Annotated in this window: 15 protein-coding genes and 1 pseudogene; 6 read left to right on the top strand and 10 right to left on the bottom strand. The window is 55.4% G+C overall.

The window, feature by feature from the left end; all coding sequences use genetic code 11:
• Positions 1-15: 15 nt before the first annotated feature.
• The gene (locus tag QVF59_RS01010) at positions 16-402 is read left to right on the top strand and encodes a hypothetical protein (RefSeq protein WP_159875701.1); all 387 of its coding nucleotides are present in this window, start codon (positions 16-18) and stop codon (positions 400-402) included.
• 6 nt (positions 403-408) lie between these two features.
• Here the strand turns inward: QVF59_RS01010 and QVF59_RS01005 are convergent, their stop codons facing one another.
• A complete protein-coding gene (locus QVF59_RS01005) occupies positions 409-663 on the bottom strand; it encodes a hypothetical protein (protein ID WP_287876822.1) in 255 nt (84 codons plus the stop codon).
• Between the two features lie 159 nt (positions 664-822).
• Here QVF59_RS01005 and QVF59_RS01000 point away from each other — a divergent pair, with 159 nt between their 5' ends.
• The gene (locus QVF59_RS01000; RefSeq protein WP_287876821.1) at positions 823-2757 is read left to right on the top strand and encodes a diguanylate cyclase domain-containing protein; all 1935 of its coding nucleotides are present in this window, start codon (positions 823-825) and stop codon (positions 2755-2757) included.
• Between the two features lie 796 nt (positions 2758-3553).
• Here the strand turns inward: QVF59_RS01000 and QVF59_RS00995 are convergent.
• From QVF59_RS00995 to QVF59_RS00970, 6 genes and pseudogenes are all read right to left on the bottom strand, one after another.
• A pseudogene (locus QVF59_RS00995) lies at positions 3554-3712 on the bottom strand (DNA adenine methylase); the annotation flags it as partial.
• 214 nt (positions 3713-3926) lie between these two features.
• Entirely contained in the window at positions 3927-5678 is a 1752-nt protein-coding gene (arsA, locus tag QVF59_RS00990) for an arsenical pump-driving ATPase (protein WP_287876820.1), read from the bottom strand.
• Positions 5679-5692: 14 nt separating this feature from the next.
• Positions 5693-6058, bottom strand: a complete 366-nt coding sequence (arsD, locus tag QVF59_RS00985; RefSeq protein WP_287876818.1) for an arsenite efflux transporter metallochaperone ArsD — start codon at positions 6056-6058, stop codon at positions 5693-5695.
• Between the two features lie 10 nt (positions 6059-6068).
• Positions 6069-7145, bottom strand: a complete 1077-nt coding sequence (gene arsB / locus QVF59_RS00980) for an ACR3 family arsenite efflux transporter (protein ID WP_287876817.1) — start codon at positions 7143-7145, stop codon at positions 6069-6071.
• 9 nt (positions 7146-7154) lie between these two features.
• Entirely contained in the window at positions 7155-7568 is a 414-nt protein-coding gene (locus QVF59_RS00975) for an arsenate reductase ArsC (protein ID WP_287876816.1), read from the bottom strand.
• 18 nt (positions 7569-7586) lie between these two features.
• The gene (locus QVF59_RS00970; RefSeq protein WP_287876815.1) at positions 7587-8192 is read right to left on the bottom strand and encodes an ArsR/SmtB family transcription factor; all 606 of its coding nucleotides are present in this window, start codon (positions 8190-8192) and stop codon (positions 7587-7589) included.
• A gap of 9 nt (positions 8193-8201) precedes the next feature.
• Here QVF59_RS00970 and QVF59_RS00965 point away from each other — a divergent pair, with 9 nt between their 5' ends.
• Together QVF59_RS00965 and QVF59_RS00960 are read left to right on the top strand one after the other, a co-directional pair.
• On the top strand, positions 8202-8387 hold the full coding sequence (locus QVF59_RS00965) for a hypothetical protein (RefSeq protein WP_287876814.1): 186 nt from the start codon (positions 8202-8204) through the stop codon (positions 8385-8387).
• 404 nt (positions 8388-8791) lie between these two features.
• Positions 8792-10459: an ABC-F family ATP-binding cassette domain-containing protein gene (locus QVF59_RS00960; protein WP_287876813.1), complete on the top strand. Its 1668-nt coding sequence runs from the start codon at positions 8792-8794 to the stop codon at positions 10457-10459.
• Positions 10460-10607: 148 nt separating this feature from the next.
• Here QVF59_RS00960 and QVF59_RS00955 read toward each other — a convergent pair whose 3' ends face one another.
• Positions 10608-11531 carry a LysR family transcriptional regulator gene (locus QVF59_RS00955; protein ID WP_287876812.1) on the bottom strand — a complete coding sequence of 308 codons (924 nt, stop codon included), beginning with the start codon at positions 11529-11531 and terminating at the stop codon, positions 10608-10610.
• Positions 11532-11670: 139 nt separating this feature from the next.
• On the opposite strand from QVF59_RS00955, the gene QVF59_RS00950 reads away from it, so the two are divergent.
• The gene (locus tag QVF59_RS00950) at positions 11671-12429 is read left to right on the top strand and encodes an SDR family NAD(P)-dependent oxidoreductase (protein ID WP_159875710.1); all 759 of its coding nucleotides are present in this window, start codon (positions 11671-11673) and stop codon (positions 12427-12429) included.
• Positions 12430-12583: 154 nt separating this feature from the next.
• The gene (locus QVF59_RS00945; protein WP_287876810.1) at positions 12584-12991 is read left to right on the top strand and encodes an OsmC family protein; all 408 of its coding nucleotides are present in this window, start codon (positions 12584-12586) and stop codon (positions 12989-12991) included.
• 828 nt (positions 12992-13819) lie between these two features.
• Here the strand turns inward: QVF59_RS00945 and QVF59_RS00940 are convergent.
• Both QVF59_RS00940 and QVF59_RS00935 read right to left on the bottom strand, forming a co-directional pair.
• The gene (locus QVF59_RS00940) at positions 13820-14425 is read right to left on the bottom strand and encodes a c-type cytochrome (RefSeq protein WP_287876809.1); all 606 of its coding nucleotides are present in this window, start codon (positions 14423-14425) and stop codon (positions 13820-13822) included.
• A gap of 11 nt (positions 14426-14436) precedes the next feature.
• Positions 14437-15765, bottom strand: coding sequence for a hypothetical protein (locus QVF59_RS00935; RefSeq protein ID WP_287876808.1), 1329 nt, complete (start codon positions 15763-15765; stop codon positions 14437-14439).
• Between the last annotated feature and the right edge of the window lie 23 nt (positions 15766-15788).

The following is a 15788-nucleotide window of genomic DNA, read 5'->3' as shown; positions in this document are numbered from 1 at the left end:
TTAAGGTGAGTAATTATGGCTATGCGTGAGAGTGTGAAGTCTCTGAGGGCGTATTTTGTTTTTGCTGGCACTATTACTGCCTTGCAAGGAATTGGTATGGCAAAGGGCTCTAACTTCAACGTGATTGTTGGGATATTCTGCCTTGTTCAGTTTTCATTGGCGGCAGGCTATTTGTATGTTGGGTTAAAGCTGGATAAATTACTGGCAACATCAATTAGACCCATCGCTATAGTTCTATCGATAAGCGTGTCAGTGCTTGCACTTGTATTTCTGATTAGCTTGGTTGGTGGTTTTTATTTTAAATATGCTTTTCAGCTTGCTCTTGGCTCCGTGATCGCTTGGTATCTTTATAGAAATTCTAAAAGGCTTTATTTTGAAGAAAAAAATAAGCTAACTGCCTAGGTGGTTTTATTGCATGGCAGGTTGTTTCCGCGAATAAACAATCAAGTTTTCTATCTGCTGGTTGCTGAGCTTTGTCGTGTAAGGTCTGCTTTCACAAGTTACGGCAGCAGCTTTGGATCGTAAGCTGGCATAAAGGAAAATTTGGCCGCTTAAGGTCAAACCAACCATTGCTGATAAACAGTGCATACGTCTTAAGTTCGGCTCAAACCAGCTGTCAGCAAGATGGCGTCTAATTGCTGGTTTGTACAGAATGGTGGACATGCCTCCTCCCAGGGAAAGGCCGGCTCGCGGTGTCGACGGCAGGGAAATGGCCGGCATGTAGTCTTGCGTTGCCGCTCTTGGCTGAGACACATAATTTATAGCCAGACTCTTGCATTCGGTCTACGCTTACTTTACAAGAGATACCTGCGACAATAGTCAATGAATATACAATTAAATTCATATCCAATCCCTCCCGACGAGCCTGAACGTCTGCAGCTGCTGCATGCGCTGGCCATTCTAGACACCCCTCCAGATGAAGTTTTTGACCGAATTACCCGACTTGTTTCCAAGTTGTTGAAGGTGCCGATTGCACTGGTCTCCCTGGTTGACGAGGACCGCCAATGGTTCAAGTCCAAGGTGGGTCTGACTGCCGCGCAAACACCGAGAGATGTCGCCTTCTGCGCACATGCAATCGCACAGGCCGACCCATTGATTGTAGAAGATACACAACTTGACTCCCGGTTCTCCCATAATCCCTTGGTAACCAGTGCCCCAGACATCCGTTTCTACGCTGGGGTACAGATAAGGTCCTGCGGTGGTCTAGCATTAGGGACACTATGCGCCATTGACACGAGCCCTCGTACACTTAGTCCTGATCAGATTGCGATCTTGGTTGATTTTGCGGAAATGGTCAGTCGTGAAATGCAATTGCGTGAAACACTTTTGTTGACTGAGGCAGAAATAAATCACTCGCAGGATGTCATTGACGCGGTGGAAATACGTTTTCGCACCGTTTTCGAGCGTGCCGGTGTCGGGATCGCAATGGTTGCCCCTGACGGTGGGTGGATCGGGGTCAATGATGCACTATGCGACATCGTGGGTTACACGCGTGAAGAATTAGTCCATATGACGTTCCAGCATATTACCTATGCTGATGATCTGAATGCCGACTTGAGCATGCTTGAGCAGCTAGTGGCGGGTGAGATTGACCGTTACCAACTGGATAAACGATACATTCATAAAAGCGGCAAGCTAGTCTGGATCAATTTGACAGTGACCAAGCAGCTGAATAAACATGGACAACTGGAGTACTTTGTCTCAATCATCAAAGACATCCAATCCAGAAAAGAAGCTGAGAGTTCACTTGCTGACTTAAGACGGACGCTGGAAGAGCGTGTCAAGGATAGGACAAAGGAGCTGCGGTCGGCCAACGAAATGCTTGCATCGGTCATTAACCAGCAATTGCAAACAGAACAAGCATTACGCAAACGTGACACAGAGTTAAGCGCCATTCTTGAAAATGCGAATGATGCTTATGTGTGCATCAATCAAGCTGGTGTTGTGAGTGCGTGGAACCAGCAGGCGGAAATTACTTTTGGTTGGAGTAAGGATGAAGCCGTTGGTAGCCTTCTGGAAGAGCTGATTATTCCCCCGGTCATGCAGGAGAGGCATCGCAAGGGACTGCAGCATTATCTTCAGTCGAGAACATCAGACGTCATTGGCCACCGGCTAGAGCTTGCAGCAATGAAAAGGGACGGCAGCATCATCCCTGTCGAGGTCCGTATCCAGGCGTTACAGTTTGATGATGAGATATTGTTCAGTGCATTTTTGCATGACATTTCTGCACGCAAACAGATGGAGGCATTACGTGAGCAAGAAGCTCGGATTGATACATTGACAGGTCTTCCGAATCGCCGTGCTTTTTTTGAGACGCTACCCAAGGCCATTGTACGCTGCCAGCGCAGTAATCAAGCTCTGGCACTCCTTTTTATTGATCTGGATGGGTTTAAGGCTGTGAACGATGATCAAGGACACCATGCTGGTGATTTGCTCTTGGGGGAGATTGGCCAACGTTTATCCAGCCTGCTGCGAGAAACCGATACCGTTGCCCGCCTTGCCGGGGATGAGTTTGTTGTTATTCTGGAAAACTTAGATCCAGAGTCACATAGAACGCAGGAAATAGCTCAGAAAATGCTAGCCAAGATTGCAACGCCCTTCTCTTTTGAACAGACGACTGTTCAGGTCAATGCAAGTATCGGTATCGCCTTGCATCGGCCAGGCGATGATATTGATATCGAAGCCTTGCTCAACCGTGCGGACAGAGCAATGTATGATGCCAAACATGCGGGGAAAGCCAGAATTGTTCTGGCTTGACTTGGCCGTACCTCGTTGTACCTTATCTATCTAGCCAACTAATAACATCTTGTGATAGTTAAAAAAATGGCCCCATGGGGGCCATTTCTTGTTTAGAACAGTGAGCCTTGTCCGTTACTACTCAAAGGTATCCGGTCAGCTTCCTTTTCTAAAATTTCTTCAATCCTTCGGTCACCAAGCCGGTAATTTGGGAGCAGTATGTTGTTGACTGTTGCATTGTGTCCCAACTCGAGATAGTGGCTATTCGGCAGCATACTGCATGCCAACCTGCTCAATACTGGCATAGACCGAACCATTTTCTCCTGGTGGCGTGTACCGGATCAGGTCATACCGCGTGCCACCCGTCACACCGATTGACTTCATTGGCGGGAAGTTCGCACCCAGAGGAATCGCACTCTGTACCGTAGTTTCTCCGTATACCAGGTAAAGCAGGGCGCTATCACCAGATAGCTGCGCCAGGTCCGGACAGTTCAGTATTGGGTTCAACATTGGCCGGCGTGGGAATATTGGCCTGCAGGCCAATGAAGGCATGATCGCCATTCTCCATGGCTGCATCCGAAAATGCACAGCGAGCCTGGAACAAATACCTTCCAGCACCCTGACTATCGCCGGCTGCCAGGAAGTTGGTGTAGCTATGCATACCGGCAAGGCTGCAGGCTGAAGTCGCTGATACCTCTGCGCTTCTGATACCGCGCGTCGTGATGTTGACTTGCCGTTACTGTACTGCCCGCCCTGTCGCTGTTCCTGCGACCCCATACCGGCAAAGCCAAACGCTTGCCATGGCGTAATGCCGTTAGAGGTTTGCCAGTTCGCCCAAGATGTCGTTAAGCACCTCGACCGTGGCGGACTTCTTCATGAAGTACAGGGCTGCTGCGCCACAGAACGGCTCCACGTAGCAGCTATGCTCCGGGAACCGCGGCAGAATGTGTTTGGCCTGGCGGCGTTTACCGCCTATCCAGACGACTTATCGATGCTCTACCGCTATCCGAAAATGAAAACACCCTGCGTGAAGGCAGGGTGTCATGTCGGCAGGCGACAGGCATCGCTTGGGTCAGGACAGTCTGTCGGAGTGCATCTCATGATCGGCAGCTGTCGTTCGCTTCGCTGACAAAATGGCTGAAACAATGCGCAGAGCAGTCGAAATCCACCCCGCGCATTTACCCTTCGAGTTAGGTGCCGACAAGGTGCTCCAGCCCACGCTCGCCAACTGGTGCTTCTGCTAGCCACGGTATCAGCGCCGATTGCTTGGACAGATTGTCAGCAACGCGACGAATGAAAGGCACTTCATAAGCACCACGCTGGCAAAGAATGGGATGCTTTGTTCCGCTCGCCAAGAGCGACTGGTTGACGACCCAGGCATGCGCTTGGATACCTGCCCGGGCCAGGTCGGCGCTAAGCCGTTCGGCCTCATGGACTGGTGTGGCTTCCGGTAGTGTCACGATGAGCACCCGGGTATAGCTGGGATCGCGCAGCCGCGGCAGCAATTGGAGCACGGCCTCGGGCATGTCGCCCTGGGCGCGCATGACTTCCCGGTGGTACGCCTCAGCCGCATCGAGCAAGAGAATGGTATGCCCTGTTGGTGCGGTATCCAGCACCACGAAACCATCCTTGCCTTCATCGACGGTGCGGGCGAAAGCGCGGAAGACGGCGATTTCTTCGGTGCATGGTGAGCGCAAGTCCTCTTCGAGCATGGCGCGCCCGCCTGCATCAAGATGCTGCCCAGCCTTGGCCAGTACCTCCTCGCTGTATTGCTTCACTTCCTGCACGGGGTCGATGCGTGTCACCACAAGTCCGGGTACGACACCATCAATGGCTGCCGCTGTGTGGGCAGCCGGGTCGGTGGTGGATAGCACCACCTGGTGGCCTTTCTTGGCCAGTGCAACCGCAATGGCTGCCGCCACCGTCGTCTTGCCGACACCACCCTTGCCCATGGTCATGATGACCCCATGCCCCGTTGCTGCAATGTCCTCGACAAGACCGCGAAGATTAGGTGGTAGAGAAGTTTGTGGCATGACGGTACTGGTGGGTGCGATGACGGTCTCGGGATGTGCCATCTCGCGCAGGGCATCCAGACCCACCGTGCCACGTGGCAGGAAGGGAATGCGTGTTTGTGCTAAGTCAGCGAGTCCTGATGGCATGGTTTCGATGGCTGCCGCGGCGCGAGCCACCATTGCAGCAGCAATCACATCACCAGCTGTGTCGCCAGAGAGCAAGCCGTTGATGACTAGAGTTTGGTTGCAAATGCCCAGGTCAGTCAGCTCGAGGCGGGTGCGGTTGGCCTCACGCAAGGAGGCCGTATCTGCACGCGCAACCAGAACGACGGTCGTCTCGTTGGCGCTAGAGAGGCGAGCCACCGTTGCAGCATATAAGGCCTTCTGTTTTTCCAGGCCGGCCAAGGGGCCCAGGCAGGAGGCACCGCCAGTCGAGGAAGAGATGAACTCGTCCCAGGCCGAGGGCAGCGTCAGCAGGCGTAGCGTGTGGCCAGTGGGGGCCGTGTCGAAGATAACGTGGTCGAACTCAGCCGTCGCTGCCGGCTCGCCCAGTAGCTTCGAGAACTCGTCGAAGGCTGCAATCTCGACAGTACAGGCACCTGAGAATTGCTCTTCCATGCTCTGGATGGCTGCGGCTGGCAGGATGCCGCGATACGGTGCCACCATCCGTTCCCGGTAGGCATGTGCGGCGGCTTCCGGGTCGATGTTCAAGGCAAACAAACCAGGCGCACCGGGAATGGCAGTCGGTGACTGGTTCAGCCCTACGCCCAGTACCTCGTCCAGGTTGGAGGCGGGGTCGGTGCTGACGATGAGCACCTTCTTGCCAGCCTCGGTCAGCGCCAGGCCGGTGGCGCAGGAGAGTGATGTTTTACCGACGCCGCCCTTGCCCGTAAAGAACAGGTAGCGGGTCTGGATAGTGGGCAGCGACATGATTAACTCCTCTTTCAGCAGGTTCCCGGCTTGCAGCCGCAGCCACCTGCCTTGATGCGCGGTTTCTCGGCACTTGTCAGCGTGATGCCTAGCTTCTGGGCCAATTGGGCACGCGACGGGTACATGCCGGTGGAGACGATGTGACCATCAACGGCGAGGATAGGCAGCCGGTCCATACCGGCTTCCATTTCCTTGACCACGGCCGGATTGGCGGCAAATGCCTGCGGTTCCTGGCCGAGGTTGTGGCGCTCAACGATGATGCTGTGCTGTTCCACCCATTTCAGGTCGGCGGCGAACTGGGCCAGTACCGGGTCAACGTCAACACCGCAAACACCCGTGGAGCAACACATGGCCGGGTCAAATACTTCGAGTTTCTTCATGATCCACTCCTTATACGTTTTGGGCTTCGTACCAGCCCTTGGATGCATTGACCACTTTCACTACCAGCAGCATCACCGGCACCTCGATGAGCACGCCCACCACGGTGGCCAGAGCCGCGCCGGATTCGAAGCCGAACAGGCTGATGGCAGCCGCCACGGCCAGTTCGAAGAAGTTCGATGCCCCAATGAGTGCCGATGGGCAAGCGACATTGTGCTTCTCGCCGACTACTTTGTTCAGCCAGTAGGCCAGTGCCGAGTTGAAGAAAACCTGGATGAGGATGGGCACGGCGAGTAATGCAATGACCAAGGGCTGCTTGATGATGGCTTCTCCCTGGAAGGCAAACAGCAGCACCAGGGTGGCCAGCAGCGCCGAAATGGACCACGGGCCAATCTTGGCCATGGCGGCATCGAAGGCAGGCTGCCCCTTGGCCAGCAAGGCCTTGCGCAGAAGTTGGGCCAGGATGACCGGAATCACGATGTAGAGGACAACCGAGGTCAGCAGCGTGTCCCATGGCACGGTGATAGAAGATATGCCCAGCAGGAAAGCGACGATGGGGGCGAAGGCAAACACCATGATGGTGTCGTTCATCGCCACCTGCGACAGCGTGAACAGCGGGTCGCCGTTGGACAGCCGGCTCCAGACAAAGACCATGGCGGTGCAGGGCGCGGCGGCCAACAAAATCAACCCGGCGATATAACTGTCCAACTGGTCGGCCGGAAGCATGGGCGCGAACAGATTGCGCACGAACAACCAGCCCAGAAAAGCCATCGAAAACGGCTTCACCAGCCAGTTCACGAATAGCGTGACGCCGATGCCTCGGACGTGCTGCTTCACTTCATGCAAGGCACCGAAATCAACCTTGACCAGCATCGGAATAATCATGACCCAGATGAGCAGGCCGACCGGCAGATTCACCTGTGCGACCTCCATGTGGCCGATAGCTTGAAATACCTGGGGTGCCAGCTGGCCGGCAGCGATACCGGCAATGATGCAGAGAAACACCCAGAGGGTCAGGTAGCGCTCGAAGACGCTCATGGGTGCACCGGCGGCGGCCTTGGCGCTGACTTCACATTGCACAACAGACATGGCAGCTCCTTACAAGCCCAGGGCTTCGCGTACAGCCGGCACCAGCCGAGCACGAATGTCGTCGCGGACAGCCAGGAAGCTATCCAGCGGTTCGCCGTGCGGGTCATGGAAGCCAACATGGATACGCTTTACCGGACGCGGGAAGATGGGGCAGCTTTCCTTGGCGTTGTCGCAGACGCTGACCACCAGGTCGATATCCTGTTCCATCACGTCTTCGACTGTTTTCGGGAACAAGCCTTCCGTCGGTAGACCTGCCAGCTTCAGGGCTTCGATAGCACCATCAGCTACTTTGGCTTGCGGGTTTGTCCCGGCGGAAATGCCGCGCACCAGGCCCGCCAGGTCGTTGTTGAGAATTGCTTCGCCCATCTGGGAGCGGCAGGAGTTTCCCGTGCACAGGACGAGGACGGTTTTGGGATGGCTCATGGTCATTACTCTTGGGGTTCAGTTTTTTTTGGTGCGACGCTTGGCAACCGTGTCACATGCTGCAGTCTTTGGTAGACATGCCTTGCCCTGACAGCAGTTGTGGGCCAGGAATGCAATCAGCTCATCCATCGTCTCGTATTCGGCGGAATAGTGGATGAAGCGGCTCTCACGCTCGCCCTTGATGAGGCCAACACGGCTCAGGTGCGACAGATGGAAGGACAGCGTGGCATTCGGAATGCTTAGTTGTTCACCAATGGCAGAGGCGTTGATACCCTCCGGGCCGGCTTCCACGAGCAGGCGGAAGATGGCGAGACGGGACTCGTGCCCGAGGGCGGCGAGGATTTCGGCAGCGTTTAAGGTTTCCATATTTCCAAGTTTATAGAAATATAGACTCAAGTCAAATGACGGATTTGTTGCGGCGGTGCTGCCTCGAGTTTCATCGGGGCAGTTGCAGGCAGCTTGAGTCTCTGCGAAGTTGGTCGCATCCAGTCCGGGCGAAACCCATGATCGTGAGACGTTCGGGTCCGGAGAGCCTCCTGAGTGATGGGACCGGTTGATTGATGGAGATGTGAGCTTGATTTGGCCGTTTAAACTGAGCTGCAGCGCAACATCCAGATAATGCATGGAGACAGCATGACGGGATGGTTATTGATACTGGGTGCACCGGTATTGGCCGGTGGCTTGCTGATGTTGCTTTGCGGGGTGGCTATCCTGTTTTTTGGCAGCCTTCCGCTACTGGCGCGGGGGCTGGCGTGGTTGTGCGCTGTTGCGATTTCACTTTGCGACTACTGGTCTGCTCGCCGCAATCCTCCGCGCTGATCTCAATGGGCCATGGCCAGCGGGTATAGCCACTCCGCTTCGATCAAGACGATGGCGGACTGGCCAAACACCGCACCAGTCTTTTCTGCATGGCGGTACTTGAGTCGTTCAAATGTGTTGTCTGCGGCGTTTTTTACCTGGTCCTGCAGAGAATGGATGCCTGGTCCTTCATCGCTCCAGCGCCATGTGCGACCCTATCAATACCGTTTGGCTATTTGCTGGAGTGTCTTCTGCCGGGCAAGAGAACGCCGTGAACTGCACGAGGGTTTATCTGCGTATAATCTGTGCTGCGCCCTCGGCCTATGTGTCCGGGGGCTCTGTTTTTTTATCGGATCCCGTCGAAAAACAGTAGCTGCTGGTTACTGTTTTTTGCCTCCTAAACATTGCAGCACGGCTATTCCCTCATGATCATTCTGAAAAACGTGGCCTTGCGTCGCGGCACCAAAGTCTTGCTGGACAGCGCAACAGTCAGCATCAACCCCGGCGAAAAAGTCGGCCTTGTCGGGCGTAATGGCGCGGGCAAGTCGTCGCTGTTTGCGGTACTGAATGGCAGCCTGCACGAAGACGGCGGTGAATTCTCCATTCCCAGCCAATGGCGCATGGCGCAGGTGGCGCAGGACATGCCGGAGACGTCCCAGACCGCCACAGAGTTTGTGGTGGAGGGTGATATCACCTTGCTGGCGGCGCGGCGCGAAGTGGCGGAAGCCGAGGCCGGTGAAGACTATATGCGCATGGCGCATGCCTATACCGCGCTGAATGATGCTGGTGAACATGATGCCCCGGCCCGGGCGCAGGCGCTGATTCTGGGGCTGGGCTTCAGTGTGGCCGAGCTGCAGCAGCCGGTAAACAGTTTTTCTGGCGGTTGGCGCATGCGTCTGCAATTGGCACGGGCGCTGATGTGTCCGTCTGATTTGCTGCTGCTGGACGAACCGACCAACCACCTGGATCTGGATGCGCTGGTGTGGCTGGAAGCCTGGCTCAAGCAGTACGCCGGCACCATGGTGGTGATCAGCCATGACCGTGAATTTCTGGATGCGGTAACCAATGTCACCTTGCATATCGACCACGGCAAACTGGTGCGCTACGGCGGCAACTACAGCAAGTTCGAGGACATGCGCGCCGAACAAATGATTCTGCAGCAGGCAGCACAGGCCAAGCAGCAGGAAAAGATGGCACACCTGCAAAAATTCATCGACCGCTTCAAGGCCAAGGCCAGCAAGGCCAAGCAGGCACAAAGCCGGGTCAAGGCACTGGAGCGTATGGAGAAGATTGCGCCGGTGCTGGCCGATGCCGACTTCCAGTTCGAATTCAAGGAACCAGGTAGCTTGCCCAACCCCATGCTGACCATGTCACAGGCTTCGTTTGGCTATCCGCCTGCAGAAGGTGCTCCGGCAGATACGCCGCCCACCGTGATTGTCCAGGGTGTGAATCGTTCGGTATTGGCCGGCCAGCGTATTGGCATTCTAGGTGCCAACGGCCAGGGCAAATCTACCTTGGTGAAAACGGTGGCCGAAGCGCTGCGTGCCATCAGCGGTGAGATTATTCGCGGCAAGGGCCTGAGTATCGGCTACTTCTCCCAGCAGGAGCTGGATGTATTACGGCCGGAAGACGACCCGTTGCAGCACATGATGCGGCTGGTGCGGGAAACGCCGACACAGCTGCGCCCACCGGCTAATGACTGCCGTGAGCAGGGGCTGCGCAATTTCCTTGGCACCTTCAATTTCAGTGGGGACATGGTCAAGCAGGCAGTAGGCAGCATGAGCGGCGGCGAAAAAGCACGGCTGGTGTTGTGCATGATTGTGTGGCTGCGTCCCAATCTGCTGTTGCTGGATGAACCGACCAACCATCTGGATTTGGCCACGCGCGAGGCGCTGAGCGTAGCGCTCAACGAGTTTGAAGGCTCGGTGATGCTGGTTAGCCATGACAGAGCCCTGCTGCGTGCGGTGTGTGACGAGTTCTGGATGGTGTCGCGTGGTGGCGTCAGCGACTTTGATGGCGATCTGGACGATTACCAGGTTTATCTGCTGGCAGAAGCCAAGCGCCGGCGTGAAGAGGCTGCGGGCAAGCGTTAAGCCGGAGGTATGCTCTGGGTGAGCCGCTCTGGTTTGTCTTGCCGTATCTGGGCAAGGCTGGGGGCTACCGGAGCAGACCTACTATGCGGGCCACCATTTTTTACTGAGGGGCAAGCATGGACATTGAAACCAGGATGTATACCGCTTGTTACAGCTTGGCAGCATCCAGCAAGCGTGGCTGCAGCAGGCTGCTTATCCAGCTCATGAACACCTGCACGCGTTGTGGCAAATGGCGGCGATTCGCGTAAACCAAAGAAACGGGCATGGGCGCAGGGCGATAGGCGGGTAGTAATTCCACCAGTTGCCCGTTAGCAAGATAGCTGCGCATGCCCGGCTCGGGTGATTGTACGATGCCCAGCCCGGCGAGGCAGGCCGCCGTATAGGCCTCGGAGTTATTCACGGTGAGCACACCGCCCATGGGAACATGGCGCATGCTGCCAGGTGTATCGGGATCAAGGTATTCAAAGCCGGGTTCGCGGCCACCGAAGTTGGTGAGATAGTGGACCAGGTGGTGGTGGCTGAGGTCGGCAAGCGATGCCGGCAAACCGTACTCGGCAATGTAGGCAGGACTGGCGCAGTTGATCATGTGGTACTGCCCAAGCGGCCTGGCAATCAGGCTGGAATCAAGCAAGGCTCCCACCCGCAACACACAATCGAAACCCTCGCGTACCAGATCCACGCGCCGATCGGTGCTGCTCAGTTCCAATTCCAGTGCCGGATGCTGGCGCAGGAAGGCCGACAGATTAGGAATCACCAGATCCCGTGCGATGGCAATCGGCATATCCACCCGCAAGCGCCCGCTGACTGCGGAAGGTTCTTTGCGAAACAGAAGCTGCAGTTCAGCAAAATCAGCCAGCAGATCCTTGCTGCGTTCGAACACGGCTCGCCCGTCCTGTGTCATCTGCACGCTGCGCGTTGTGCGGTGCAGCAGGCGAGTGCCGAGCAGATTCTCAAGCTGCTGTACCGCCAGTGAAACCGTTGCCTTGGGTAGCCCCAGGCTCTCCGCCGCCGCCGTAAAGCTGGAGAGTTCGGCAACACGCACAAAAATCTGCATGGAATCGAGCTGGTTCATGGTGAGCAGGAATTTGTTTGTAAATATTGGACAGTTTAGCCATAAATTGATGCTTTATCCTGTAATTTATTGCCAATAGACTGCGAAGCATCAGGACGGCAATGCCCCTGAGCCATCTCACCCTAATCAGGAGATCACCATGTTTCAACGCATCGCACTCATCACCGGCGGCAGCCGCGGTCTCGGTAAAAATGCAGCCCTCAAGCTGGCAGCCAAGGGCGTTGACGTCATCTTCACCTACCACACCCGGCAGGATGAAGCTGCGGCACTGGTTGCTGAAATCGAAAAGCTAGGGCGCGGCGCAGCTGCGCTGCAACTTGATGCAGGTAATGTGCGTGGCTTTGCCGACTTCACAGCGCAATTGAAAAATCTGCTGCAGACCAAGTGGCAAGCCGGGCAGATCGACTACCTTGTCAATAATGCTGGTATGGGTATCTATGGCAGTTTTGCAGAAACCACAGAAGAACAATTCGATGCACTGATGAATGTGCATCTCAAGGGTGTTTTCTTTCTCACCCAAACACTACTGCCACTGATTGCCGATGGTGGGCGTATTCTGAATATATCCAGCGGCCTGGCGCGCTTCAGCTTTCCCGGCTACGCTGCTTACGCCACGATGAAGGGGGCGATCGAAACCCTCACGCGCTACCTTGCCAAGGAACTCGGCCCGCGTGGTATTTCGGTAAACGTGCTTGCTCCAGGAGCCATTGAAACCGACTTTGGCGGTGGCAGCACGCGCGACAATCCACAGGTTAATGCCATGATCGCAGCCAATACGGCGATGGGACGTGCGGGCCTGCCCAGTGACATTGGCGACGCCATTGCTGCGTTGCTTACTGCTGAAAGCAACTGGATAACCGGTCAGCGGATTGAGGCTTCCGGCGGGATGATGTTGTAATCTATCTGCTGCATACCGCGCATTGCCGATAGCTACCCGATCCGGTATTCGCCTGGCTTGCGTGTTTGAGCATGGCTGCAGCCAGCAAGGTTGAGGTACTGGCGACTGTCCATGCCGAACACCTTAGCGTTGCTGTCTGAATAAGGAGAAGAAAATGTCTACTGCCACCGTCAAGGCCCTGCTGCAAGACACGCCTTACCGTGTGATATTTACCGATGACCTCGGCAATAGCTGGGCGGCCGATGAACCAGAAGAGGTGGGTGGGGGCAATACAGCACCAACGCCGGATCGGCTGCTGCTGGCCAGCCTGGGTGCTTGCACGGCGATTACCTTGCAGATGGTGGCTACCCGCCGCCAACTCCCATTGCAGGGGGTACAGGTTGAATTACAGCTCAACCCGGAAGGCAAACCAGAAAACGGCAATATGATTACGCGCCGGATCAAGGTAAAGGGGGCGTTGAGCCCGGAGCAGCAAGCCCAGTTGCTGAAAGTAGCCAACAGCTGCCCGATACACAAACTGCTGACCGGCGAGATACACATTGCCACCGAACTGGTTGTCTGAGCATGGCCGCTTGGATTCCAACCACCAGGCTTGCCCATGATGGGAATAATTGCTCGATTTAAGGTTCGTTTAATCTTGTTCTGCGAAAGTAATGTCGAGAGACTCTCAATCAAGAGGACAAGGCCATGATATCGAGTGTAAGCAGCGCAACGTCTTATCAGGGTTATCAATCAGTCAGCAGGGCAGCAAGCCAAGCTACGCAGCGTGTCACTGATCGTGATGGTGACAACGACAACAGCAAGGCCAACGAAGTCGAGCAGAAAGCTACACAGGCATCGGGTACTATCGGGACAAGAATAGACACTACTGCCTGAGCATCACCAATAAAAGCAGCGCATCACCTTCGCGTACAGCCCACTGTCATGGTGGGCTTTTCTACATTTAAGCGGTGCGGGCCTAAGGACGGTCAAAGAATTGGGGTGGGATTTATGATATTCAGGAATAATGCCTGTCATTGGCCTCATTGGCTCCGGATTACCAAGTGAAACCCTATCAATTTGCCATCATGGCCTGCCTGTGCATTGGCCTATCCGATATAGCCAGTGCTGGCGACTACACGCCGGGCAAGACTGAGCCCCGTCAGGAGATGAAGCAGGAGCCAGGCAAAGGAATTCGCGTTCTTCGATGGCTGCGTCCCTGCCAGTTGAGGCCAGGTAAGCGCACATTCAAGAGTTGGCGCTGGTGCCCTGCTGGCTGATGTACCAGATGCATCTGCTGCGTGATTTTCTGGCAGCGGCCCGTGGGCAACTGCCGGCTGCGACGCAATAATATCCGTACAGCATCCCGTGGCAGCACCCTGGCTATATTCGGCAGCCGGCTGGTGGCAGGCTAGTGCAGTGCCTGGATATAGGCTGCCAGTGCCCGGATTTCCTTGTCATCCAGTGTTCTGACAATCGCCTGCATCTCTACGGCGGAAGGCCGCTGTGTACTGGCAAATACATGTAGCTGCTTGTCTACATAGGCAGCATGCTGACCCGCCAGCCGCGGCCCGCTCTCACTGCCTTCCCCATTAGGTCCATGGCAGGCCATGCAAGGCGGAGTTCCCTTGGCTTCATTGCCATTCCTGAACAGCATCCCTCCCTGGTCGACCAGGGAGGCCGCTACCGTGGCCGGGTTGGGCAGCGGCTTTTGCCCGGCAAAATACTCCGCAATGCTGGCAATGGTGTTGTCATCCAAGGTGGCAGCTACTCCCCACATATAGTCATGGGCGGATTCATCACTGCGGCTATGGTTTTTGAGTGCCTGCAATTGCTGCACGATATAGCCGGCCTGCTGGCCGGCCAGGCGTGGAAACAGAGGGGAGCTGCTATTTCCATCCGCAGCATGGCAATTGGCACACCACTGTCGTGCCAGATCTTCAGCCGCACCAGCTGCTGCAACATGCAGTGGAGTCAGGATCAGCATGCCAAGCAGTGCAATTCTCGTGATTTTCATGGCCATCGCTCCTAGAAGGCTATCCAGGTGTAAAGATAGGTCGTGTTGTTGTCCCGTGCATTACGGCCATTGCCATCATAGTTGTGACTGGCACCCTGATATTTCATGAAAGCGGTATATTGCAGCCCGACTCGCCAGTAGGGTTTGATCATGTAATCGAACTCAAGCATATAGCCTGTCGTATCCGGGCTGCCGGTATTGCTCCAGGCGGTCCAGTCAGTTGTGCCATGTTCGCCAAAATACCCCAGGGTCAGTCCATAAGTGTGCTGATACCAGTAACTGGTCTTGGCCCTAATGCTGTTCAGCTTGCTATTGCTTGTCGCCCGGTCATTGCCGACATGTGAGGCATCCCAGTCCGTACTTTCATGAATATAGGAAAGCTGGGTGGTGAAAATGTGCGGATCAGACAAGTACTGGTATTGCATGTCGATTCCACGGTCGTGGTAATGATCCAGCGGTGAATTGGTGTCGCTACTATCGGCGTGGACTTTGGCATCCATGCCGAACACACCGACAGTAAGGGAATTCAGCCCCCAGTCCCGGTTATAGGCAAAACGCAAGTAGGGATTGTTGCCGCTCAGGCGGTTGCTCAGATCCACCCCGTGACTGAGGAAGGAGAACGGGCCATCTGCCACGCGATAGCTGCCTATCTCGGCATACCAGTTCTTGTTGAGAAAAGCATAGGCGCTCAGCCCGGCCACTTGCTGGGCCAGTCCCCCTTCAATAAGGGTTGCCTGTGGTCCGATTCCCCAGACGCCGGCTAGCCGCGAGGATTGGTAGGGATAACCGAACGCCGGCGTGGAATTCCATGCATCCTGTACCGTCGGGTTGTTATTCAGTGTCAGGCCGTAGATCAGGTCAAGGTCAGTCTTGGCTAGGTGCCAGCTCAGCCGCCAATCATTGTTGTCTACGGTGGTTTTGCCGCTGAAGGTCGTGCTGCCATCGGCTTGGCTTGTGCTGTTGAGGTTGTTGTAGGTCCATTGGGAAAACATGCCGACATGGTCCCCGATCTTGCCGGCAATAAACAGGCTGCCACCCTCCAGCTGCAGCTCATTATTGCGCGGGTAGCTGCTGTCATTGCCTTGCGTATTGGATACCTTGCTGACAGAGGCTACTGCCATGGCCGCAACGGGAAAGCGCTGTGTCGTACCCAATGTGTAGCCGGATAATTTGAACAGTCGACCGTAGGGAGTCAGCTCCGGGAAGCTGACATGACAGGCCACGCATGCTTCACCCGTTTGTCGGGCATAGCTTGGCAAGGCAAAAGCATGCTGTTGGAACAGCAACATCAACAAGGGATATAAAACAGACAGACATGCGAGGTGGTAGGGTTTTTTCATGTCCAGCTCCCGTAATTATTCTA

The sequence above is a fragment of the Aquitalea sp. genome, from assembly GCF_030150775.1.
Lineage (GTDB): Bacteria > Pseudomonadota > Gammaproteobacteria > Burkholderiales > Chromobacteriaceae > Aquitalea > Aquitalea denitrificans.
This window is presented reverse-complemented; position numbering and strand designations above follow the sequence as displayed.

Bases quoted from the DNA above. Each gene is read 5' to 3' on its own strand.
- QVF59_RS00955 (WP_287876812.1), bottom strand. From the start codon at position 11,531: ATGAACCAGCTCGATTCCATGCAGATTTTTGTGCGTGTTGCCGAACTC.
- QVF59_RS01000 (WP_287876821.1), top strand. From the start codon at position 823: ATGAATATACAATTAAATTCATATCCAATCCCTCCCGACGAGCCTGAA.
- QVF59_RS00970 (WP_287876815.1), bottom strand. From the start codon at position 8,192: ATGCATTATCTGGATGTTGCGCTGCAGCTCAGTTTAAACGGCCAAATC.
- QVF59_RS00965 (WP_287876814.1), top strand. From the start codon at position 8,202: ATGACGGGATGGTTATTGATACTGGGTGCACCGGTATTGGCCGGTGGC.
- QVF59_RS00960 (WP_287876813.1), top strand. From the start codon at position 8,792: ATGATCATTCTGAAAAACGTGGCCTTGCGTCGCGGCACCAAAGTCTTG.
- arsB (WP_287876817.1), bottom strand. From the start codon at position 7,145: ATGTCTGTTGTGCAATGTGAAGTCAGCGCCAAGGCCGCCGCCGGTGCA.
- arsA (WP_287876820.1), bottom strand. From the start codon at position 5,678: ATGTCGCTGCCCACTATCCAGACCCGCTACCTGTTCTTTACGGGCAAG.
- QVF59_RS00935 (WP_287876808.1), bottom strand. From the start codon at position 15,765: ATGAAAAAACCCTACCACCTCGCATGTCTGTCTGTTTTATATCCCTTG.
- QVF59_RS00950 (WP_159875710.1), top strand. From the start codon at position 11,671: ATGTTTCAACGCATCGCACTCATCACCGGCGGCAGCCGCGGTCTCGGT.
- QVF59_RS00940 (WP_287876809.1), bottom strand. From the start codon at position 14,425: ATGAAAATCACGAGAATTGCACTGCTTGGCATGCTGATCCTGACTCCA.
- QVF59_RS01010 (WP_159875701.1), top strand. From the start codon at position 16: ATGGCTATGCGTGAGAGTGTGAAGTCTCTGAGGGCGTATTTTGTTTTT.
- QVF59_RS00975 (WP_287876816.1), bottom strand. From the start codon at position 7,568: ATGAGCCATCCCAAAACCGTCCTCGTCCTGTGCACGGGAAACTCCTGC.
- arsD (WP_287876818.1), bottom strand. From the start codon at position 6,058: ATGAAGAAACTCGAAGTATTTGACCCGGCCATGTGTTGCTCCACGGGT.
- QVF59_RS01005 (WP_287876822.1), bottom strand. From the start codon at position 663: ATGTCCACCATTCTGTACAAACCAGCAATTAGACGCCATCTTGCTGAC.
- QVF59_RS00945 (WP_287876810.1), top strand. From the start codon at position 12,584: ATGTCTACTGCCACCGTCAAGGCCCTGCTGCAAGACACGCCTTACCGT.